At 64.7% G+C, this 20,875-nt stretch carries 15 protein-coding genes; 7 read left to right on the top strand and 8 right to left on the bottom strand.

What is annotated here, in order from left to right:
* Positions 1-22 precede the first annotated feature (22 nt).
* Positions 23-3,055 carry a TonB-dependent receptor gene (locus ABJO18_RS10335; protein ID WP_348507905.1) on the top strand — a complete coding sequence of 1,011 codons (3,033 nt, stop codon included), beginning with the start codon at positions 23-25 and terminating at the stop codon, positions 3,053-3,055.
* A gap of 97 nt (positions 3,056-3,152) precedes the next feature.
* Here the strand turns inward: ABJO18_RS10335 and ABJO18_RS10330 are convergent, their stop codons facing one another.
* Positions 3,153-3,560 carry a hypothetical protein gene (locus tag ABJO18_RS10330; protein ID WP_348507904.1) on the bottom strand — a complete coding sequence of 136 codons (408 nt, stop codon included), beginning with the start codon at positions 3,558-3,560 and terminating at the stop codon, positions 3,153-3,155.
* Positions 3,561-3,796: 236 nt separating this feature from the next.
* Between ABJO18_RS10330 and ABJO18_RS10325 the strand changes: the two genes are divergently transcribed.
* Positions 3,797-5,620 (top strand): ATP-binding protein, encoded by a 1,824-nt coding sequence (locus tag ABJO18_RS10325; protein ID WP_348507903.1) that lies wholly within the window; start codon positions 3,797-3,799, stop codon positions 5,618-5,620.
* Here ABJO18_RS10325 and ABJO18_RS10320 read toward each other — a convergent pair.
* The 5 genes from ABJO18_RS10320 to ABJO18_RS10300 are packed head-to-tail and all read right to left on the bottom strand — an operon-like array spanning position 5,617 to position 13,123.
* Positions 5,617-7,167, bottom strand: a complete 1,551-nt coding sequence (locus ABJO18_RS10320; RefSeq protein ID WP_348515871.1) for an acetolactate synthase large subunit — start codon at positions 7,165-7,167, stop codon at positions 5,617-5,619. The genes ABJO18_RS10325 and ABJO18_RS10320 overlap by 4 nt on opposite strands.
* Positions 7,168-7,210: 43 nt before the next feature.
* The gene (locus ABJO18_RS10315; protein ID WP_348507901.1) at positions 7,211-8,356 is read right to left on the bottom strand and encodes an alpha-hydroxy acid oxidase; all 1,146 of its coding nucleotides are present in this window, start codon (positions 8,354-8,356) and stop codon (positions 7,211-7,213) included.
* Between the two features lie 32 nt (positions 8,357-8,388).
* Positions 8,389-11,499: an efflux RND transporter permease subunit gene (locus ABJO18_RS10310; protein ID WP_348507900.1), complete on the bottom strand. Its 3,111-nt coding sequence runs from the start codon at positions 11,497-11,499 to the stop codon at positions 8,389-8,391.
* The gene (locus tag ABJO18_RS10305; protein ID WP_348507899.1) at positions 11,496-12,575 is read right to left on the bottom strand and encodes an efflux RND transporter periplasmic adaptor subunit; all 1,080 of its coding nucleotides are present in this window, start codon (positions 12,573-12,575) and stop codon (positions 11,496-11,498) included. The genes ABJO18_RS10310 and ABJO18_RS10305 overlap by 4 nt, the downstream gene beginning before the upstream one ends.
* Positions 12,572-13,123: a TetR/AcrR family transcriptional regulator gene (locus ABJO18_RS10300; protein ID WP_348507898.1), complete on the bottom strand. Its 552-nt coding sequence runs from the start codon at positions 13,121-13,123 to the stop codon at positions 12,572-12,574. Before ABJO18_RS10300 ends, ABJO18_RS10305 begins: the two co-directional genes overlap by 4 nt.
* Positions 13,124-13,353: 230 nt before the next feature.
* Here ABJO18_RS10300 and ABJO18_RS10295 point away from each other — a divergent pair, with 230 nt between their 5' ends.
* The 4 genes from ABJO18_RS10295 (at position 13,354) to ABJO18_RS10280 (ending at position 16,708) form a co-directional block, all read left to right on the top strand.
* Positions 13,354-14,259 carry a S1/P1 nuclease gene (locus tag ABJO18_RS10295; RefSeq protein ID WP_348507897.1) on the top strand — a complete coding sequence of 302 codons (906 nt, stop codon included), beginning with the start codon at positions 13,354-13,356 and terminating at the stop codon, positions 14,257-14,259.
* Positions 14,260-14,363: 104 nt separating this feature from the next.
* Positions 14,364-15,428: a hypothetical protein gene (locus ABJO18_RS10290; RefSeq protein WP_348507896.1), complete on the top strand. Its 1,065-nt coding sequence runs from the start codon at positions 14,364-14,366 to the stop codon at positions 15,426-15,428.
* Between the two features lie 81 nt (positions 15,429-15,509).
* Positions 15,510-15,983, top strand: a complete 474-nt coding sequence (locus tag ABJO18_RS10285; protein ID WP_348507895.1) for a GAF domain-containing protein — start codon at positions 15,510-15,512, stop codon at positions 15,981-15,983.
* Positions 15,980-16,708 carry a SprT family zinc-dependent metalloprotease gene (locus tag ABJO18_RS10280; protein WP_348515870.1) on the top strand — a complete coding sequence of 243 codons (729 nt, stop codon included), beginning with the start codon at positions 15,980-15,982 and terminating at the stop codon, positions 16,706-16,708. Before ABJO18_RS10285 ends, ABJO18_RS10280 begins: the two co-directional genes overlap by 4 nt.
* Here ABJO18_RS10280 and ABJO18_RS10275 read toward each other — a convergent pair.
* Together ABJO18_RS10275 and ABJO18_RS10270 are read right to left on the bottom strand one after the other, a co-directional pair.
* Complete coding sequence (locus tag ABJO18_RS10275; protein WP_348509518.1) at positions 16,705-17,691, bottom strand: 2OG-Fe(II) oxygenase; 987 nt, start codon at positions 17,689-17,691, stop codon at positions 16,705-16,707. The two genes, ABJO18_RS10280 and ABJO18_RS10275, sit on opposite strands and share 4 nt — an antisense overlap.
* 26 nt (positions 17,692-17,717) lie before the next feature.
* Entirely contained in the window at positions 17,718-19,979 is a 2,262-nt protein-coding gene (locus tag ABJO18_RS10270) for a S9 family peptidase (protein WP_348509517.1), read from the bottom strand.
* Positions 19,980-20,109: 130 nt separating this feature from the next.
* On the opposite strand from ABJO18_RS10270, the gene ABJO18_RS10265 reads away from it, so the two are divergent.
* Positions 20,110-20,682 carry a YdeI/OmpD-associated family protein gene (locus ABJO18_RS10265; RefSeq protein ID WP_348509516.1) on the top strand — a complete coding sequence of 191 codons (573 nt, stop codon included), beginning with the start codon at positions 20,110-20,112 and terminating at the stop codon, positions 20,680-20,682.
* Positions 20,683-20,875: the final 193 nt, after the last annotated feature.

Raw genomic sequence — 20,875 nt, 5'->3', positions numbered from 1 at the left:
GGGGCATGAAGAGGGGATAATAATGAAGAGTTTCAAGCGAGCCTGTCTGGGCTCTACTGCCTATGCGCTGGCTGTCGTGATGGGGGCCGCCGTCGCTGTTCCTGCCGTCGCGACTGTCGCGACCGCACAGGACTACACCAGCGGCGGTATCGTCGGCACGGTGGTTGACGCGAATGGCAATCCGGTTTCGGGCGCCAGCGTGACGCTGCGTTCGCAGGCGCAAGGCTTCAGCCGTAACTTGTCGACCGATGCCAATGGTTCCTTCCGCGCCACCCTGCTGCCGCAGGGCAGCTATGATGTGACGATCAGCGCGCCGGGCTTTGCCGACATGTCTGACACGGTCGCGATCCGGGTCGGCGGCCTGTCGAACTACACCTTCAACGCCGTCGAAGCGAGCGACACCGAAACCATTGTGGTGACGGGCACGGCTGTGCAGCAGCTGCAGTTCCAGCAGACCACGTCAGGTCTGAATGTCGATGTGGAAGACCTCGTTGCAACACTGCCAGTCGGCCGCAACATCGAATCCATTATCCAGTTCGCACCGACCGTGGTGGCCAGCGACAACGACTTCCGCAGTGTCGGCGGCGGCGGAGCCGGCGCGACGGCAGTCGGTGGCGCCTCGGCAGCCGAGAATGCTTTCTACGTCAACGGTCTGAACATCACCAATTTCGACACCTATCTGGGTGGCGCAACGGTGCCGTTCGACTTCTACCAGACGGTTGAAGTGAAGAATGGCGGCTATCCGGCCGAGTTCGGCCGCGCGACCGGCGGCGTCATCAATGCCGTGACCAAGTCGGGTACGAACGAGTTCGAGTTCGGCATTCACGGCAACTGGTCGCCGGACGCCCTGCGTTCCGACAGCCCGGACACCTATCTGTCCCGCAACTCGCTGGACGAGAACGAGGCGATGGATCTGATCCTGGAGGCGGGCGGCCCGATCATCCCCGATCGCCTGTTCTTCTACGGCCTCTACCAGTTCCGCGACACGAGCAACTCGAATGCATCGATTGCCAACGGGACTTTCGACGTCACCGAATCCGACGATCCGTTCTTCGGCCTGAAGCTGGACGGGTATCTGACCGATAACCATCACTTCGAGCTCACCTATTTTGACACGACGCGGGAGACGACGATGAGCTCCTACGCGTTCGACGGTGTCGACACGGTGGGAACGGATGTCATCGGCACCACGGTCTATGAGAATGGCGGTCCGAGCTATGTTGCCAAATACACCGGCAACCTCACCGACAATTTCACCATCTCGGCTGCCTATGGCGTCAGCGAAGATCGTCACTCCGAACTCGCATCGAACCCGAATGCGCCCTACGTCGTCGACCAGCGTTCCGGCACCGCCGTGCGTGTCGGCCCGCAGACGTCGGGCAATAACGACTTCAACGAGACCCGGCGGGAATTCTACCGGATCGACGGTGATGTCTTCTTCGACTTCATGGGGTCTCACCACCTGCGCATCGGCTATGAGAACGAGCGCCTGTCCATGGAGCACGAGCTCGCCCGCACGGGCGGCGCCGACTGGCGTGCCTATACCGTGTCCGCGAGTACGGCCAGTATCTATGGCCTGCCGGAAGGGTCGGAAATCATCCGCTCGACCGTCGGCCGGTTCGGGGGCTCGGTGGAAGGTGAAAACCAGGCGTTCTACATTCAGGACTCCTGGGATGTGACAGATCGCCTGAACCTGCAGATCGGTGTGCGTAACGATCACTTCCTGCTCGAGAACCTGATCGGTGAAGTGCCGGTCGATCTCGACAATAACTGGGGTGCGCGGGTCGGCTTCAACTATGATGTCTTCGGCGACAGCGGAACGCGTCTCTATGGCTCCTATGGCCGCTACTACATCCCGCCAGCGCTCAATATGAGCTTCCGCGGGGCCGACCTCTTCGTGCGCGAGTATTTCGAGCTCCTGTCGCTCAACACCACGACGGGTGAATTCGTGCTCGGCGATGTTCGCACGACCAACAATTCCGGTGTCGCGGCGCTCGGCGCGAGTGCTTGTCCGGATGGCGCGATCTCGCCGGCGGGAACGACGTCCTGTCTCATCTATGGCAATGGTTCTCAGGAGCCGGCGATCTCCAAGACGTCGCGTGACCTGCGGGCGACCTATGAGGACGAATTCTCGATCGGTATCGATCACGACCTCAATGACGACTGGACCATCGGTGCCCGTGCCACCTGGCGGACCCTGGGCGATGTGTCAGAAGACGTTGCCATCGACGACGCCATCATCCGCTATTGCCAGGACAACGGCATCGCCGGTTGTGAGGATATCTGGTTCGGCGACTACCAGTACGTCATCATGAATCCGGGCGAGGCGATCGACGTCTACACGCGCGATCCGCTGCCGGGTCAGTCCGAACGCACGATCATCCACCTCACGGAAGAACAGCTCAACCTGCCGACCGCCGAACGCGACTATGCGGCGCTCGAGCTGAGCTTCGAGCGGGCGTTCGACGGCGTGTGGGGGCTGCGCGGTTCCTACGTCTGGTCCACATCCTACGGCAATTACGAGGGCACGGTTCTGTCCGACAATGGCCAAGACGATGCCGGTACGACGATCCTGTACGATCACCCGGGTCTGACCGACAACGCCTATGGCTATCTGCCGAACCACCGCCGTCACCAGTTCAAGGTTTGGGGCAGCTACCAGCTCCTCGACGATCTGCTGGTCGGTGGTAATCTGTCGGTGACCTCGCCGCGCCTGTACGGGTGCCGCGGTCTTCACCCGACAGAAGCCTCCTCGGCCGCCTACGGTGCCTCGTCCTGGTATTGCCAGGGTGTTGCCTCCCGCCGGAGCTCGGAGTTCGAGAGCGACTGGGAAACCCGGCTGGATCTGTCTGCACGCTATGCTGTGCCGATGGGTGACAATCGGGGTGACCTGATCCTGCGAGCGGACGTTTTCAACGTGCTCGGCCTGGAAGCGGGTGTCGACTACAACGAGAACGGCGACACCTCGGCGGGTACGCCGGATCCGAACTATGGCGCCGTGCGGTACTATCAGTCGCCGCGGTCTGTCCGGATCGGTTTCGACTGGACCTTCTAGGGGTCTTGGGGGAGCTGACGGGAAAGGCGGGCTTTTCGGAGCCCGCCTTTTTCATGTGTGGCGTCGGTACTGCCGCCGTTCCGGGAGCGGAACTCGTCTAGACTGTCGTGGCGGCCTTCGCGTCGTTACGGCAGCCATCCTTGCCAGCGAGCCATTCGCGCGCGGCGCCCTTGCCGGAGAAGAGTTCGGCGGTGCCGCCCTGACTGCGGATATTGCTGGCGGTCCGCTCCATCAGTTCATGCTGGTTCGCCAGGCAGACCAGGGCCGTCCGGTAGCCGGCCAGCGCGCGCGCCGTCGCGCGGGCCCGCATCTCCAGCTCGGTTGGATCGAGGACATAAGTCGCGAGGCGGACATCGCAGAGGACTTTGGTGACGGGCATGCGGGATGTCAGCGCCTGGAAGGCGGCAATCACCGGCGGACGGGTTTCGTGGAACTGTTCGCCCGATGCATAGATCTCCATGGTGTCGCCGATCGGGCGGAGTTCGAAACCGTCCTCGGTATACATCCATCCTCCAATGCCCTGGTTTGCGTCCCCGGAGCAGGTCGAATACCTGAAACCTGTCCGACAGCGTCGGCGGACAATCTTGCCGAGGCGTTAAGCCGGTCTTCATAGGATATGAACCTTCCCGCGCCCCGGCGGCTTGTGTCGAGGCCGGGTGCGCGCGCAGAGCGATCCAGCGTCGGGTTGTATGTCTCTTGTTAACGCCAGCCGGGCTAGTACGGCGGCAGGGAGGCGCTTGCATGTCTTGGCAATGGATAGACAGGCTGGTCGGAGCCGATCCGCGCCTGGATCTGGAACATGCGGTGCGCTGCCGCGTGGCCGCCGCCTTCACGGTCGTTTTCTGCCTGATGGGGCTGGTCAATGCCGCCATGCTGGCGCTGATCGTCGACGGTCGCCCGGGCATGGCGCAGCTGGCCGTCGGCACGGCCTTCCTGGCCGCAATTGTAGGCGGTGTCGGCTTGCGGCTGCGCCGGCCGAACCTGACCATCGCGATGATGCTGGGGCTGTGCGCGCTCGCGCTCGGGGCTGCGGCCTTTGCCAATCGCGGGTCCTTTCCGCCGGCTTCGCTCTATCTGCCCGGCATCATTCTCGGCGCCTATATCGCCTGGGGACGCCAGGCGATTTTCGTCGCGGCCCTGCCGGTAGCCGCCTATTTCGGCTATGTCCTGTGGGAGGCCGGTCGCAATGACGGCAGCCTGCTGGCCTTCAGTCCTGGCGAAATGCTGCACATCCTCGTCGCCGCTTCGGCCTTTTCCTGCGGCTGGATCGTGCTGTTCGGCACGAGTTTCCGCTCGGCAGCCCATGATGCGCAGCAGGCGCTGGAAGAGTACAACGCCAAGCTGGAAGCCGCGCTGGCGACGGCGCGCGAGGCGAACCGGGCCAAGTCGGAATTCATTGCGAACATGAGTCACGAGGTGCGCACGCCGCTCAATGGCGTGCTCGGCATGACCAGTGTCATGCTGCAGGATGCGCGCCTGTCCGAGGAACAGAAGCATTCGCTGAAACTCATCGATGCGTCGGGCAAGTCGCTGCTGGAACTACTCAACGACGTGCTGGACCTGTCCAAGATCGAAGCCGGCGGGCTGGATCTGGAAGAGGGTGATTTCGATCTGGTCGCGCTGGTGCGCAGTACGGTCGAGCACTGGCGCCTGCAGGCGGGCGCGAAGGGTGTCGATCTGGTGTTCAGCAAGGACGGTATCGGCGAGCGTTTCAACGTCCGCGGCGACGCCATGCGGGTGCGCCAGGTCGTCAACAATCTGCTCTCGAATGCCGTTAAATTCACGCATCGCGGCGGCATCACGGTCGTCCTGTCGCGACCGGACAGCGAGAACGGTGCGGTGATCCCGGTGCGGATCAGCGTGCGCGATACCGGGGTCGGCATTCCGCGGGACAAGCACGATCTTATCTTCGAGGCCTTCACCCAGGTCGACGCCTCGACGACCCGGCAATATGGCGGCACCGGGCTGGGCCTGGCGATCTGCCGCCGCCTGGTGCGCCAGATGGGCGGCGATATCGGTGTGGCGAGCGATCCGGGACGCGGCGCGACCTTCACCGTCGACCTGCCTTTCTCTGCCGGCAGCCAGCCCGTGCCGAAAGCCGTCTCGGCGCCGGCCGAACCGATCTATCTCGACAAGCCGGTCCGCATTCTCGTGGTCGATGATGTGATGACCAACCAGCTGGTGCTGCGCGCCATGGTGCAGCAGGTCGCCAGCGGCGACGGGCTTGTCATCGAATGCGCATCCAGCGGCCGGGAAGCCGTCAACAAGGCAACCTCCGAGGCCTATGACATTGTGCTGATGGACATCCAGATGCCCGAAATGGACGGCGTCAGCGCCATGCGCTGCATCCGCGAGACACGCAAGTCCGGACGGGCGAGCATTGTCGCCGTCACGGCGCTGGCGTCCGAGGACCATCGCCGCGAATTCGAGGCCGATGGTTTCGCCGCCTACCTGCCCAAACCGGTCGAGCTGGGAACGCTGCGCTCGGTCCTCGCCCACCTGCTGACAGCGGCGGAAGCGGACGAGGCGGTGGAGAAGCCCGGCGCAGCCGCGCCGAAGCGCTAGATCTCCGCCACGATCAACTGCGGTCCGCCTTCGGCGAGCGCGGCTTGCAGGGCGTCGTCGAACTCACCCGCGGTCGCAGCCCGGCGGGCCGGAACACCAAAGCCTTCTGCCAGCTTCACCCAGTCCATTTTCGGATTGTCGAGCGACAGCATCTGCTGTGCCGCCGGCCCCGGCTCGCCGGCGCCAACCCGGGCCAGCTCGACGTTCAGGACCAGATAGGAGTGATTGGCGAAAACGACATTGACGATGTTCTGCTTCTCCCGCGCCTGGGTCCACAGCGCCTGCAGCGTGTAGGCCGCCGCACCGTCGCCGCACAGGGCGAACACCTGGCGGTCCGGACAGGCCATCGCCGCACCGACAGCCTGCGGCATGCCCGAGCCGATGGCACCGCCGGTCAGGCACAACCAGTCATGCCGCGGGCCGTGCTCGATCCAGGGGAAAACGCCCATGCCCGACGTCGTCGCATCGTCGCAGATGACCGAGTCTTCGGGCATGTGGCGCAGGAGGGAAATCCCGACATAGCCCGGATTGAGCGGCGCTGCCGGATCGACATCGGGAGCACCGGATTGCGGCGGCAGCTCCGGTTGTGCGGTTGCCGCGAGCTGGTCGGCAAGGCTCACCAATGCTTCCTGAATGCCGCTGGAAGCGTCGCCCAGTGTGACAGTTCTGGCGCCCGGAGGTGTCAGTTCGCCCGGCTGGTCGGGATAGGCGAAGAAGGCGACCGGCGGTTTGGAGCCGGCAATCACCAGAAGGTCGGTGCCGGCCAGTTCCTCAAGCGCCTGCTCGCCGAAATAGGCCAGCCGTTTCGGGGAAACCCGTCCATGACCCCGGGCGATCCGGGGCACGAATGTGTCCATGAAGAGTTTCGCGCCGGTCGCCTCGGCGATCCGGCCGGCGGCTTCAAGCCCGCTATCCAGACAGGCATCATTGCCCAGCAGGATGACCGGCGCCTTGGCCGCTCTCAGGGCATCGGCGATGTCAGCGATCGTGTCGGCAGGCACCGGCGTCGCTGCGGGCGGCTCGATGGCTGGCAGCACATCCGGCTCGGCGTCCGACCAGGCGCAATCGGCGGGGAGGATCAGGCTGGCGACCCCGCGCGACGGACCGTAGGCCTGACGCACGGCTTCGACGGCCATGGCTGAAACTTCGGACGGTTGCCGCACCGTGCCGACCCAGCGCGACATGGGGCGGCAGACGCCCTCGACATCGCTGGTCAGCGGGGCATCGAGTTCGAGGTGGTGGCGGGCATGATCGCCGACAATGTTCACCACAGGCGCATGGCCGCGCTGGGCGTTGTGCAGGTTGGCGAGGCCATTGCCGACGCCGGGGCCGAGATGCAGCAGGGTGCAGGCGGGCTTGCCGGCCATGCGGGCATAACCGTCGGCGGCGCCGGTCGCCACGCCTTCAAAGAGGCACAGGACCGACCGCATGCCCTCGATCCGGTCGAGGGCTGCGACCATGTGCATTTCCGAGGTGCCGGGATTTGTGAAACACACCTCCACGCCCTGATTGATCAGGGTGCGCACCAGGCTTTCCGCTGCAAACATCGAGACGTCCTCCAACCGAGTATGTTCTTGTCTTTTGATCGTTCTAGCGCGGCTTGCGCACGAAGTCCGGCGTCAATTCGTCCAGCCGCGTGACGCCGGTCAGCGCCATGTCGCGCCGCAGGGCGCTGGTGAGAATATTCAGCGCGCGCGTGACACCGGCTTCCCCCGCGGCACCGAGACCGTAGAGATAGGGCCGCCCCACAGCGACCGCCCGTGCGCCCAGTGCCAGCGCCTTCACGATATCGGTGCCGCGCCGGATGCCGCCGTCGAGAATGACCTCGGCCTGGCCGCTGACGGCCGCCACGATATCGGCCAGCGTGTCGATGGTTGCCGGCGCCGTGTCCAGCTGGCGCCCGCCATGATTGGAAATCCACACGGCGTCGGCGCCGGCATCGACGCAGCGTCTGGCATCATCGGCCCGGCAGATCCCCTTGATCGCGAACGGCCCGCCCCAGGCTTCCTTCATCCAGGCCGCATCCTTCCAGGTCACCGAGCGATCGAACTGGGTGTCGAGAAACTCGGCGATGCCCATATCGCGGGTTTCCAGATCGACCCAGTTGGCCGTGGAGATTTTCGACGTCGTTGCGATATCCCAGAGATATCCCGGCCTGGCGAGCACCTGGCTGACGGTCTTGGCGTTGATCTCGGGCGGTACGGAAAAGGCGTTGACCAGATCGCGCTCGCGATTGCCGGCGACGGGTACATCGACGGTAAGGATCAGGCCGGTAAAGCCGGCCTTGCGCGCCCGCTCCAAGGCCTGTTCCACCAGGCCGCGATCCTTCCAGACATAGACCTGGAACCATTTCGGCCCGTCGTTGAAGCGGGCGATGTCCTCGATCGTGGTCGAAGCGAGGGTGGAGAGGCAATGGATCAGGCCGGCCTTCTTCGCCGCCCGCGCGACAGCCGCTTCGCCTTCGCGCGGATGGAAAAGGCGCTGCACTGCAGTCGGGGTGACGATGATCGGCGCCGCGCAGGCATCGCCCATTACCGTCGTGGCCGTGTCGATCTCGGAGATGTCGACCAGCGACTTGAACAGGAGCTCGTAGTCGGCAAAGCGGCGGCTGTTGGCGCCGAGGGTGAACTCGTCGTCGGCCCCGCCATCGATATAATCGAAGACCATGCGGGGCAGGCGGCGCTGCGCCTCTCGGCGCAGCGCCGCGATATTGTGGGCGTTTTCTATCCGGCTCATGGGCGGGAGCGTTGTCCCGCCCGCACCGGTCGTCAAGCGGGCTGTTCGTCGCGCCGTGTCCGGCGGATGCCGAAGAAGAGCGCGTAGAGCACCGGCACCGCGATCATGGTCAGGATCGAGGCGAAGGTCAGTCCGCCGATAATGGTCACCGCCATGCCCTGGAAGAAAGCGTCCGCCAGGAGCGGTGTCATGCCCAGAATGGTCGTGGCGGCGGCCAGCAGGACAGGCCGCAGGCGGCTGACCGAACCGTCGCGAACGGCTTCGAACGGATCGGCGCCGGCGGCGATCCGCATGTCGATCTCGTCCACCAGCACGATGGCGTTCTTGATCAGCATGCCTGACAGGGACAGGAGGCCCAGCAGGGCGGTGAAGGAGAAGGCGACATTCGTGGCCAGCAGGCCGATCACCACGCCGTTCACCGCCATCGGCACGACGGCCCAGATGATCAGCGGCTGGCGCACCTTGGCAAACAGCATGAAGGAGATGGTCAGCATGGCGATGAAGGTCAGCGGCAGCTGGCTGCCCAGTGACTGGTTCGCCTCCATGGCGCTTTCATACTCGCCGCCCCATTCCAGGGTGTAGCCGGGTGGCAGCTCGATCGACTCCACGATCGCGCTGAAGCGGACAAAGCCTTCCGCTGCCGTCTCGTGCGGCTGGGGATTGGCGCGCACCGAGATGGCCCGTGTCCGGTCGCGCCGCTGGATGAGGACATCCTCGAAATCGACGTCGAAACGCGACACGACCTGGTCGATCGGCACATAGGCCGATTGCTGAGAACTCCAGACGAGGCGGTCGCCCAGATAAGTCTCGCCGGCACGCTCCACAGCAGGAGCGCGGGCGATGATCGGGATAAGCTCCTCACCCTCGCGATAGACGCCGACCTGCGAGCCTTCGGTCGCGAACAGCATGGCATTGGCGACGTTTTCGCGGGTCACGCCGATGGTGCGGGCGCGTTCCTCGATGATGACCGGATTGATTACCGGTGCCCGGCTGCGCCAGTCGGTGCGCAGGTCGATGACATTGCCGCGGACATGCAGTTCCTCGACGATCCGGTCGGCGATGGTGCGCAGCATGCCGGCATCTGGGCCGAGGATGCGGGCTTCCAGCTTGGCACCGGAGGGCGGACCGAAGACGATGCGGTCGATCCGGATCTGCACGTTCGGATGGGTGTCGCGGACATGGCCGAGGATGCGGTCTGCGAGGGCCGGGATCTCGTCGCGATGTTCGGTGCGCACGATGACCTGGCCATAGGCCGTATTCGGCTGCTCGGAGTTATAGGTGAGCATGAAGCGCGTTGCGCCGGCGCCGACGAAGGTGTCGTAGGACACCGTCTCCGGCTGTTCGCCGATAAAGGCGCCGATATCGCGCATCGTCGAGGCGGTGGCGAGAATGTCGGTGCCTTCCGGCTCCTCGACATTCACATAGAACATCGGCGTATTGGAATCCGGGAAGAAGGAGTTCTTCACCGAGCCGAAGCCGGCATAGCATACAACGGTCACGACGATCAGGCCGGCCAGAACCAGCCAGCGCCGGGCCAGGGCCGGTTCCAGCACGCCGCGATAGAAGCGGTACATCCGGCCGGAATAGAGCTCGGCGTCAGTCTCAGGCGCGTCGCCGCGGGCCAGCGCTTTCTGGCGCTGGGCGTGGAAGAGGTGGAAGCCGATCATCGGCACCACGGTGACCGCGATGACCCAGCTCAAGAGAAGCGAAATCCCGATCACAGCGAACAGGGAGAAGAGGAATTCCCCGGTCGCGTCCGGCGACAGACCGATGCCGGCGAAGGCGAGGATGCCGATCACGGTCGCGCCCAGCAGCGGCCATTGCGTTGACTGGACCGCCTCCTCGGCGGCATCGAGGCGCGGCTTGCCGCGCATCACGCCGGTCAGCATGCCTTCGGCCACGACGATCGCATTGTCGACCAGCATGCCCATGGCGATGATCAGCGCGCCCAGCGAGATGCGTTCCATCTCGATGGCGAACATGTTCATGAAGAAGATGGTGCCGGCGACGGTCAGGAAGAGGGCCGACCCCACGGTCAGCCCGGCGCGCCAGCCCATGAAGACGCACAGCACGCCGACCACGATGGCAATCGACAGGCCGAGGCTGAACAGGAAGCTGTTGATCGCCTCGTCGACCACGATGTGCTGCTGGTAGATCGGGTGCAGGTCCACGCCGACCGGCAATTGCGATTCCAGCTCGGCGAGGCGCGCTTCGACGGCATGACCGACATCGACAATATTGGCCGTCGACAGGCCTGCGACACCCAGCGTGAAGGCGCGGACATTGTTGTGATAGATCAGCTGTTGCGGCCGTTCTTCACGGGCGCGGGAGACCTCGGCGATGTCGGACAGGCGGATCGCCTCGCTGCCATTGCCCGGCGTGATCAGGAGGTTGCTGATGGCATCCACCCCGCCCAGGGTCTGGGGAATGGCGATGCGTACATAGTTTTCGTCGATCGGTGTGGCGCCGGCAGATACCACGGCATTCTGCTGGTTCAGCTCGCTCAGCAGGCTTTCATAGGACAGACCCAGCTGGGACAGGGTCTCCTGCGGGATCTCGATATAGATGCGTTCTTCCGGCTCACCCTCGACCGAGACCTTGGCGACATTGTCGACCGTCAGGAGTTCGCGGCGCAGCATGCGCGCGATATCGCGCACCCGGTCGTCCGAATACCCGTCGGCGGTCACCGCGTAGAAAATGCCGTAGGTGTCGCCGAAATCGTCATAGACTATGGGGGTGCTGGCGCCCGGCGGCAGGCCCGCCGTGGCGTCGCGGATACGGGCACGCAGCTCGGTCCAGACAGCGGGAATCTCGTCGCCGCCGATCGTATCGAGCATCTCGACATGGATCTCGGACATGCCGGGGGAGGATTCCGACAGGATTTCCTTCACCTCGCCCATCTGCTGGATGGCGATCTCCAGGTGTTCGGTGACCTCCAGCTCGACCTCTTCGGCCGTCGCGCCGGGATAGGGTGTGAAGATGATCGCCTGCTTGATGGTGAAGGACGGGTCTTCCAGACGGCCGACATTCAGGAAGCCGTACAGTCCGCCGAGCACACAGAACAGGATCACGAGCCAGGTGAGGACCGGTTTCTCGATCGACAATCGGGCGAGCGACAGGGCGCTTTGGGACTGGATGCTCATTGCGCGGTTCCGAAACGCGGTTGCGTGTCGTCGAGCGGGCGGACTTCCATGCCGTCATGCAGGGCTGAAACGCCCGCGGTGACGATGAGATCGCCGGCCTGGACACCCGTGGTCACGATGACGCTGTTTCCACGCAGGCCCGCCGTTTCCACTGCGCGAGGCGATACCGTGCCGGTTTCTGCGTCATAGACCCAGACCGAATTGCTGCCATCCGGCCGCTCGGAGACGGCCGCCAGCGGTACCATGACATCGGTGGTTACAGGGCCGTTGCGCTCCACTTCAGCCCACACGGTGGCGGTCATGCCGGGCAGGATATTGGCCGGGATGTCGTCGGGCAGGGCCGCGATGGCGCGGTAGGTGTTGGAGGTATCGTCCGGCTCGCTGACCAGTTCGCGCGGTATCAGTGAAAAGGTCTGACCGGGCAGGAAGGAGAAAGCCGCTTCCAGCGCGACGAGATTGTTCTGGTCGAAGGTGGCGACCATGTCCTCGGAGACCGGGATGGATACCCGCAGCTCGCCCACATCCTGGATGCGCACGATCGGCTGGCCTGGTGAGACGATGGTGAAATTGTCGACCAGTCGGCGGCTGACCAGCCCGTCAAACGGAGCGGTCAGTGTGGCGTATTGCAGGTTCCGCTGGGCATTTTCCAGGGCGACGAGGCGCAGGTCATATTGGGTCTGGGCACTGTCCAGGGCCGCCTGCGAGGCGATGCCGCGCTCGTGCAGGGTACGCTGGCGCTCCAGATCGGTGCGCGCCTGTTGCAGCTGCACACGGGCTTCCTGGCGGGCGAGTTCGAAATCTTCCAGATCGAGCCGTGCAACCAGATCGCCCTCGGCAATGCGCTGGCCTTCCGTCAGGGGCAGGTCGGCGAGCTGGCCGCCGACCTGGAAGGCCATGTCGACGCTCAGGCGCGCCTCGACCCGGCCGACGAATTCGTGGCGGGTTTCCGGCGCGTTGCTCTGGACTTCCCCGAGCTGGACCAGGCGGGGCTGGGGCGGCGGCGGCGCGGTTTCGCCCGAGCAGGCTGCAAGGGCAAGCATGGTCGCAAGGACCGGGAGCGGGGCAAGGCGGATCATTGGTACATCTCCCGGGTCATTGCGACGAGGCGGTTGTTCACGGCATTGACCTGCAGTGCTTCGACATGGCTCAGGCCCAGCATGGAGCTCAGCTTCAGTCCGTCGAGGGCAAGAAGGACGATCTGGCCTAGCACCGGGTCCGGCGCCATGGCCGACAGGCGCTGGAATTCGCCAGCCAGCACCTTCCCGGCGGCTTCGAGCAATTGCGGTTGTTCGGCCGCGGCGGCGAGAATGGCATTGCCGATCGGCTCGGCCGCAGTGGTGCGGGTCAGCAGGGCTTCGATGACCCACGGCAGGGGTGGCTCGCCCGCCGCTTCGGCGTCGGCCTCGGCGCGGTGGATGTCGTCGCGCACGCCAGTGACCATGCGGGTCACCATGGCTTCGAGCAGGGCGATCTTGTTGGGGTAGTGATAGAGCACGCCGCCCTTGGAAATGCTCGCTTCCGCGGCAACAGCGTCGATCGTCATTGCGCGCGTACCGTCGCGGGCAACGACGGTCTCTGCGGCATCGAGAATAAGATCCTTGGTGGTGGTGGGCTTTTCGGACATTTCGGAACTGACCTGATTTATGTTGCGGCGCACATAAACCGTCCAGACGGTACAGTCAATACCGTCCGGACGGTATAGTATATGACCGGCTGATTACAAAAGGTCTCGCGCCGCCATCCCAGGTGGTGCGGCGGCCTCGCGCCCGCCCTGACTAGTAGAGGCAGGGCTTCCGCTCCCCTAGACAGGCCCGGAAGAGCGGTTAGGGCCGCTCGGTTCAAGGGCGGAACATCATGAAACTCCCGATCTGTCTGGTCGCCGCGGGCGCGACCCTGGCGGCCATTGCCGTGCCGGCACCGGCTGCAGCCTATGGCCGTGACGGCCACCGTATTGTCTGCGACCTCGCCTATCGTCACCTGACCGAAGACGCGCGGTCCGAAGTCGACCGGCTGATCGCGCTTGATCCCCAGTTCGATCATTTCCGCGATGCGTGTTCCTGGGCCGATGAAGTGCGTGGCACGACACACCGCCACACGGCACCCTGGCACTATGTGAACCAGACCCGGGAAGATTCGCACATCGACCCGGAAGACTGTGCCGAGGACGGCTGCCTTACCCAGGCCATCGACCTTCATGCCGGCATTTTCGCTGACCGTGCCCGCAGCGATGCGGAGCGGCTGGAAGCGCTGAAATTCCTGGCGCACTGGATGGGCGATGTGCACCAGCCCCTACATGTCTCGATCGAGGGTGATCGTGGCGGCAATGACATTCCCGTGCTGTGGCGCGGCGAGCGCTTCACCAATCTGCATCGCGTCTGGGACAGCGAAATCCTGCTCGACCATATGAGCGAGGAATGGCCCTGGGCCCCCGAAGCCCAACGCTGGCAGTATCTCGCCGATGCACTCGAGGCGGAAATCCCGCTTGGCGGTGTCGACGTCTACGCCCAGCTCGACTCCATCGGCTGGGCTCAGGAGAGCCATGACATCGTCCGCTCGCGCGAATTTGCCTACTACTGGGCGCGGGCCGACCAGACGATCGAGCCAGGCGAGGCCTACTACCAGCGCTCGCTGCGCACGAGCCGCGACCGGCTGAAACAGGCTGGCGTTCGTCTGGCCGGTCTTCTGAACCAGCTGGCCGGCGAGCGCGAGGTCGCGGCAGGCGGTGGCGGCGCTTCCACGGTGTCGGGTGCGCTCGACTGATCGGGCGGAAACGGACCGGTTCAGCTTGTCGGTCTCGTTAGGGTTTGGTTAATATCTCCGGGACGTTTCGCATCCTCGGTTGGATGCGTGTCCCGGGGGGTGCCGTGGCCGAAGGCATCGACAATACCGTCCTGATCGGGGCGGCGGTCGCGCTCGTCGTGCTCGCCGGCCTCGTCTATGTCTACGCCCATCATCTGGCCCGGCAGCGCGCCAGCTCCGACGAGCGACAGATGGTCAAGCTGCGCCGCAAGCGCTTCGCCGACTATGAGGATGCACGCCGGGAATACGAGAAGCTTCGCAAGAAGATCGAGACCGGCAATACCGTTCTGATCGACCTGATCCATGATCTCGGTGACGACTTTGTCGGCCGCGATAGCGCCCAGCAGCAGATCGCTTTTGACGAGGCGCTGCAGGCGGTCGCGGCGATACGGCAGGCGAATGCGCGGGCGAAGGTCGTGGTCGTGCTGCACACGCTGGGCGGTTATGCCCGCCCGGCCCACATGATCGCCCAGGCCCTGCGCCAGCATCTGGAAAAGACCAAAGGCCACCACAATCCCAAGCGCGAACCGCGGGTCATTGCCCATATTCCGTATATCGCCATGTCCGGCGGCACGATGATCGCGCTGGCGGCCGACAAGGTGTGCATGAACAAGACCGCCTCGCTCGGTCCGATCGACACGATCTATGGCGGCTTTCCCACCGATGCCTATAACGCCCTGATCGAGCAGAAGGGCGTGCTGGCCACCCAGGACGTGCTGGTGATGCTGGCGCACGAAGCCCGCAAATACGACCAGTATGCGGTCAAGGTGGCGCGCGAGATCGTCAATCCGGTTCACCGCAAGCCCGGCAAGCCGGAGCATTATCTGGCCGACTATCTGTCCTCCGGAGAACTGTCGCACAGCCAGGCGATCTCCGTGAAGGAAGCGCGCGAGCTGGGCATGAATGTCGCGTCCAAGGTGGACGAGACGATCAACGGGCTGGTCGATGCCCGTATCCGCATGATCAACACCCGTCTGGAATACGAGACCGGCCAGCACGACGATCCCCGCGGCGACCGCCGGGATGGCGGCGGGCAGGGCAGTGCCGGTGGAGGCGATGGCGGCGACATTGCCGAGCAGGTCATCGAGCGCGCAATCCGGCACTCCCTGCGCGGGCTTGTGCGGCTCTAGCGGCCGCGGGCTGCAGCGCGGGCTTGAACCCGGAGGGCGCACGCCCAATCTGTGCCCGGCCTGCCAGAAGGAATACCGACCATGTCCGCCAAGTCCGAAACCTATGCCGATGTCCGCAAGCAGATCGCCTCGGTGATTGCGGGCGAGACCAGCCTGACCGCGCGCTATGCCACGGCGGCCTGCCTGCTGCGCGAGGCTTTCGGGGAGCGCTTTTTCTGGACCGGTTTCTACCTTGTCGATCCGGACAAGCCGGCCGAACTCGTTGTCGGTCCCTATCAGGGCACGCTGGGCTGCTTGCGCATCCCCTTCGGCAAGGGCGTGTGCGGTGCGGCGGCAGCGTCGGGGGAAACCCAGCTGGTCGAGGATGTCCACGCCTTTCCGGGACATATCGCCTGCGACAGCCGCTCGAACTCCGAGATCGTGGTCCCCGTGCGCGATGCCAGCGGTGCGCTCGTTGCGGTGCTCGATGTCGACTCCACCGAATTCGGTGCCTTCGACACCGAGGACCAGGCGGGGCTTGAAGCCATTTGCGGCGATCTCCTGACGGTGGCATGACGCCGGCGTCCCGCTCCATCCGGCTGGAGGGCCGGGACATCGCCTACCTGCTGCGCCGGTCGGACCGGCGCACGATCGGGTTCTCCATCGGCCATGACGGTCTGAAAGTCACGGCACCGCGCCGGGTGAGCGAGCGGGATATCGAACGCGCGCTGGCCTCCAAGTCCGGCTGGATCCTCGCCAAGCTGGATGCCTGGTCGGCCCGGCCGGCCCCGCGCACGCTGGACCTGGTAGACGGAGCGGTTCTGCCTTGGCTGGGCGGCGAGATCAGCCTGCGGCTGGATCCGACGGGCGTGCGCACAAGTGTTCGCCGCGATGACGACGGGCTGGTCCTGCGCCACGATCCGGACCTGTCCGGCGAGCTGCGCGTGCGCACCCTCACGGCGGCCCTGCAGCGCTTCTACACCCGGCAGGGCCAGGCCCTGATGGCGCCGCGTGTCGAGGCCTATGCCGCGCAGCTGGGGCGGCCGGTCCGCAAGGTTATCGTGCGCGATCAGAAACGCCGCTGGGGCTCCTGCGCGGCCGATGGCACGATCCGGCTGAACTGGCGGCTGATGGGCTTCCCGGAGGCACTGATCGACTATGTCTGCGCCCATGAGGCCGCGCACCTGGTCGAGCACAATCACTCGCCCGCCTACTGGCGGGTGGTGGCGGGTCTGATGCCGGACTGGAGGGCACGGCGAGACCGCATGCGTGCCGATGCCGATCGCTGGGTGGCCTTCTAGCCGCTGCGGCCGAACAACCGCCCCACTGCGTTTCCGAACGCAATCACAAGCTCGCCAGCCTCGTGCAGCATGGCCGCGGCATGATGCCGGACACCCCGGTTGATGTAGGGGGGCTCAGGCGCCACGGCGACACGCAGATCCTCGATCTCCTGCGACATGCGCAATTCCCGCTTCTGGTGGAATTCCAGCCAGTGCGACCAGCGCTGGATCCGGTCGCGGATCTCCGCAACATCCTCGCCGGTCAGCGTGTGTCCCTCGATCAGCGTGTCGGGCAGGGGTGGCGGGACGTAGAATGTGCCGTGCGGCGGCGCGATCTCGTCCTCCGGCCGGTCATCCGTATAGAGGTAGATCGACAGGCATTTGCGCGATTGCACGCCCGCGCCCGGCGGTATCGCGATACGGCGGAAGCCGTGCCAGGAATGCTCATTGGTCTCGAACATCACGGCCCGGTTGAACAATGGCGCGAAGGCCGCCGTCTCGTCATGCTCGGGATCGCGCGGGTTCCTGTGCAGCTCGATACATCCGCCCCAGGCCTCGTCCCAGACCGGGTTGAGATAGATCAGCAGGTTGATCCGGCGGTGCCGGCCCGTGGCCATGTCGTAGTTGAAATCGACATGCGGATCGAGCGACTGGCCGTCGAGGTTTTCATGCGTGCCGCCGCCGAACTGGTTCACGTCGGGTTTGAGCCCGGCGATCCCCGTAAGCGCACTCATCGCGTCCATGAAATCGTCGGAGACCAGATAATCGCTCAGCTGCGCATAGAAGGGGCTGATCCGGGGCAGGTCGGTATTCACCGCCTTGCGGCCGACATCCCCGAACTCGTTGCGCGCGGCGTCCTCGTCGAAGCCGGGAAAGTCGGCCAGCGCCTGTCTTGCGATGTCCTCGTTGAGGAAGTTTTCAATGCAGGCATGGCGGAAGGGAGACGCGTTCTGGAACGCGTTCCGGATCTCGTCCGCCCTCTCGATCACATTGGCCCGGATCATTGCCGTCTGCCCTCCTGACGCAATGCCTATTCCCCGTCTTTCAGCTTGCGGTCGAAATAGTCGAAGATCGTGTGCCAGAGATGGACCTGCCGGGCCTCGCCGCGCACGCCGTGGCGCTGGCCGGGATAGGTCATCATCTCGAACGGGTAGCGCCGTTCCTGCATCTCCGAATAGAGCCGCACGGAATTGGCGAAGATGACATTGTCGTCCGCCATGCCGTGGATCAGCAGCAGGGGCGTTTCGTAATTGTCCAGATGCGCGAAGACCGAGGAGGACTGATAGCCTTCAAAGTTCGCGTCCGGATGGTCCATGTAGCGCTCGGTATAGGCGGTGTCGTAGAGCGTCCAGTCGGTGACGGGCGCGCCGGACACGCCGGCCGCAAAGGCGCCGGGCGCCTGCAGCGTGGTCATCAGCGTCATGTAGCCGCCATAGGACCAGCCCCAGATGCCGACCCGGTCTGCGTCCACGAAATCCAGGCTTTTCAGATAGTCCAGACCGACGAGTTGGTCTTCCACTTCGACCGATCCCATGCGGCGCTGGATATGGCTTTCGAACTCCCGGCCGCGATTCCACGCGCCGCGATTGTCGATGGTGAAATAGACATAGCCGCGCTGGGCGAAGAGCTGGGGACGCACGCCCTGCCAGCCGCGATGCACCTGCTGGGAGTGCGGGCCGCCATAAAGATACTGCACCGCCGGATATTGCCGGTTCGGGTCGAAATCGGCCGGCAGGTAGAGCTGGTAGTGCAGTGTCGTGCCATCAGCCGCGGTCAGCGTGCCGAACTGCGGTACGATATGATCGGCCGCATAGTCGAAATAGGGATGACCTTCGACAACGGCGTTTTCCTCGATCCAGCGGATCCGTTCGCCATCTACCGCATAGAGTGCGGTCTGGGCCGGTGTGTCGCTGTCATCATAAGTGCCGATGAAGGTCGCCGCATCGCTGGCGAACGTGGCCGACCAGCGGCCTTCACCCTGCGTGATCTGTACCGGATCGGCCGAGCCGTCCAGCGGCACCGAATAGACATGGCGTTCCAGCGGCGTCTCGGTCCAGCCGGTGAAATAGACCAGGCCGTTTTCGGCATCGACGGCATCGACCTCGTTGACCAGCCAGTCGCCGGCCGTGACCTGGGCGATCAGCGAGCCGTCGGCGGCGCGGTGCTGGATATGGCGATAGCCGCCTGGCGTGTCCTCGCTGGTCCAGATGACGCTGCCATCGGCGAGGGCGCGGAAATCATTCGTCAGATTGATCCACACATCGGTCGTTTCGACCAGCCAGTCGCTCGCCTCGCCGGTCGCCGGATCGGCGGCCAGAATGGTGAGTTCGTTCTGCATCCGGTTGAGCACCTGGATGTAGGCCGTGCCACTGTCGGACGCCCAGTTCACGCGGGCCAGATAGATGTCGTCGGTCCCGGCCAGCTCGACCTGGCGGCGTTCACCGGTCTCGCGATCGAGGATGAAAAGCTCGACGATCGCATTGTCGGTGCCGGCGCGCGGATAGCGCTGGTCGACCACCGCCGCCGAACCGTCGGTGGCGATTTCCATGCGCTCGATATTGTCGACCGGGCTTTCATCGACCCGCGCGATGGCGAGATAGCGCTCGTCCGGCGACCACCAATAGCCGGTGCGCCGGTCCAGTTCTTCCTGGGCGACGAATTCCGCCATGCCCCAGGAGATCAGTCCGCCGCCTTCCGTGGTCAGTGCGGTCTCTTCGCCGGTCTCCAGGTCGATGAGGTAGAGATTCTGGTCGCGCACGAAGGAGACGAAATTGCCCTGCGGGGAGATGCGGGCATCGGTCTCGTATTGCGGCGTTTCCATCAGACGCCGCGCCTCGCCGCTCTCGACATCGACGCGGAAGACGTCGCCATCGAGCGGCACGAGGATGGCCTCGCCCTGGCTGTCCCAGTCATAGGAAACGATGCCGCTTTCGGAGATGCGGGCGCGCTCGCGCAATTGCCGCGCAGCTTCGGACAGCTCCTGCTCTTCCGGCGCCAGCACGCGGGCATCGACCAGGCGATAGGGCTCGCCGCCATCGATATCCATCGCCCAGAGGTCGAGCACGGAGGCGTCCTCCTCCTTGGCGCGCAGGAAGGTGACGCGGCTGCCGTCCGGCGAGAAGGTCAGCGAACGCGGCCGGGCACCGGCCAGGTCCGGGCTGGCAAAAGCGCGTTCGATGGAGAGGGCTGGCTCGGCCGCCGGTGCTGCGTCTTGTGTCGCAGCCGTGTGGTCCTGCGCCGGCTGGCACGCAGCCAGCAGGACGGATGTGGCGGCAATCAACCGGTACTTCATAAACGCTCTCCCCCAATTGTTCGCGGGCACACTAGCGGGGTGCTGCCGTCTTGGGGAGAGGGCAATATCGTTGACGCTGCGGCCGCATGCGTTTCTCTTGGGCGCGCAAACAGAAGCGGTGCGATTTGCGATGACCAATCCCGTCGATGACTATCTTGAAACGCCCGGTGCCTGGCGCGATGAGATGCGGGTCCTGCGGTCCGTCCTGCTCGATTGCGGGCTCGTCGAGGCGCTGAAATGGGCCAAGCCCTGCTATGCCCGTGATGGCGAGAACATCGCCATCATGCAGCCGATGAAGGACTTTCTGGCGCTGATGTTCTTCAAGGGCGCGCTGGTCGATGATCCGGACGGCCTCCTGCGTGAACAGGGCCCCAATTCGCGTTCGGCAAAACGGCTGGAGTTCACCGGCGCCGACGCGATCCGGTCGGCGGAACCGCAATTGCGGGCGCTTGTCGCGTCGGCGATCAATGTCGAGGCTTCCGGCGCGAAACTGCCGCCCCGGACCGATCTGGAATTGCCGGAAGAACTGACCGAGGCGCTCGCCGGCGATGCCGAACTCAGCGCCGCCTTCGACGCACTCACCCCCGGCCGCCAGCGCGGCTATGTCCTGCATATCGCCGGCGCCAAACAGGCCCAGACCCGGCGCAACCGCATCGCCAAACACCGCCCCCGCATCCTGGCCGGCAAGGGCCTGCACGATTGAGCGGCCCTTTCTTTCCTCACTCTATGTCCACTTCCCCCGGCCCCCGGAACAGGTGTTCAGCCCGGGGACATGGCTGACACCTGTTCGGGGACATGGCTAACACATTTTCGGTGTGTTGAGGTTGATGGTTTTGATGGTTATGGCTCCGAAGCAGAGGGCGTATTGGCCGTCTGTATCGAGCGGGCGCAGGGCG

The sequence above is a fragment of the Maricaulis sp. genome (assembly GCF_039978735.1).
GTDB lineage: Bacteria > Pseudomonadota > Alphaproteobacteria > Caulobacterales > Maricaulaceae > Maricaulis.
This window is presented reverse-complemented; position numbering and strand designations above follow the sequence as displayed.

What these genes read in the sequence shown, in the direction of transcription:
- ABJO18_RS10280 (WP_348515870.1), top strand. Translation starts at nt 15,980, where the DNA reads ATGACGCCGGCGTCCCGCTCCATCCGGCTGGAGGGCCGGGACATCGCC.
- ABJO18_RS10325 (WP_348507903.1), top strand. Translation starts at nt 3,797, where the DNA reads ATGTCTTGGCAATGGATAGACAGGCTGGTCGGAGCCGATCCGCGCCTG.
- ABJO18_RS10270 (WP_348509517.1), bottom strand. Translation starts at nt 19,979, where the DNA reads ATGAAGTACCGGTTGATTGCCGCCACATCCGTCCTGCTGGCTGCGTGC.
- ABJO18_RS10265 (WP_348509516.1), top strand. Translation starts at nt 20,110, where the DNA reads ATGACCAATCCCGTCGATGACTATCTTGAAACGCCCGGTGCCTGGCGC.
- ABJO18_RS10330 (WP_348507904.1), bottom strand. Translation starts at nt 3,560, where the DNA reads ATGTATACCGAGGACGGTTTCGAACTCCGCCCGATCGGCGACACCATG.
- ABJO18_RS10320 (WP_348515871.1), bottom strand. Translation starts at nt 7,167, where the DNA reads ATGTTTGCAGCGGAAAGCCTGGTGCGCACCCTGATCAATCAGGGCGTG.
- ABJO18_RS10275 (WP_348509518.1), bottom strand. Translation starts at nt 17,691, where the DNA reads ATGATCCGGGCCAATGTGATCGAGAGGGCGGACGAGATCCGGAACGCG.
- ABJO18_RS10300 (WP_348507898.1), bottom strand. Translation starts at nt 13,123, where the DNA reads ATGTCCGAAAAGCCCACCACCACCAAGGATCTTATTCTCGATGCCGCA.
- ABJO18_RS10305 (WP_348507899.1), bottom strand. Translation starts at nt 12,575, where the DNA reads ATGATCCGCCTTGCCCCGCTCCCGGTCCTTGCGACCATGCTTGCCCTT.
- ABJO18_RS10315 (WP_348507901.1), bottom strand. Translation starts at nt 8,356, where the DNA reads ATGAGCCGGATAGAAAACGCCCACAATATCGCGGCGCTGCGCCGAGAG.
- ABJO18_RS10335 (WP_348507905.1), top strand. Translation starts at nt 23, where the DNA reads ATGAAGAGTTTCAAGCGAGCCTGTCTGGGCTCTACTGCCTATGCGCTG.
- ABJO18_RS10285 (WP_348507895.1), top strand. Translation starts at nt 15,510, where the DNA reads ATGTCCGCCAAGTCCGAAACCTATGCCGATGTCCGCAAGCAGATCGCC.
- ABJO18_RS10295 (WP_348507897.1), top strand. Translation starts at nt 13,354, where the DNA reads ATGAAACTCCCGATCTGTCTGGTCGCCGCGGGCGCGACCCTGGCGGCC.
- ABJO18_RS10310 (WP_348507900.1), bottom strand. Translation starts at nt 11,499, where the DNA reads ATGAGCATCCAGTCCCAAAGCGCCCTGTCGCTCGCCCGATTGTCGATC.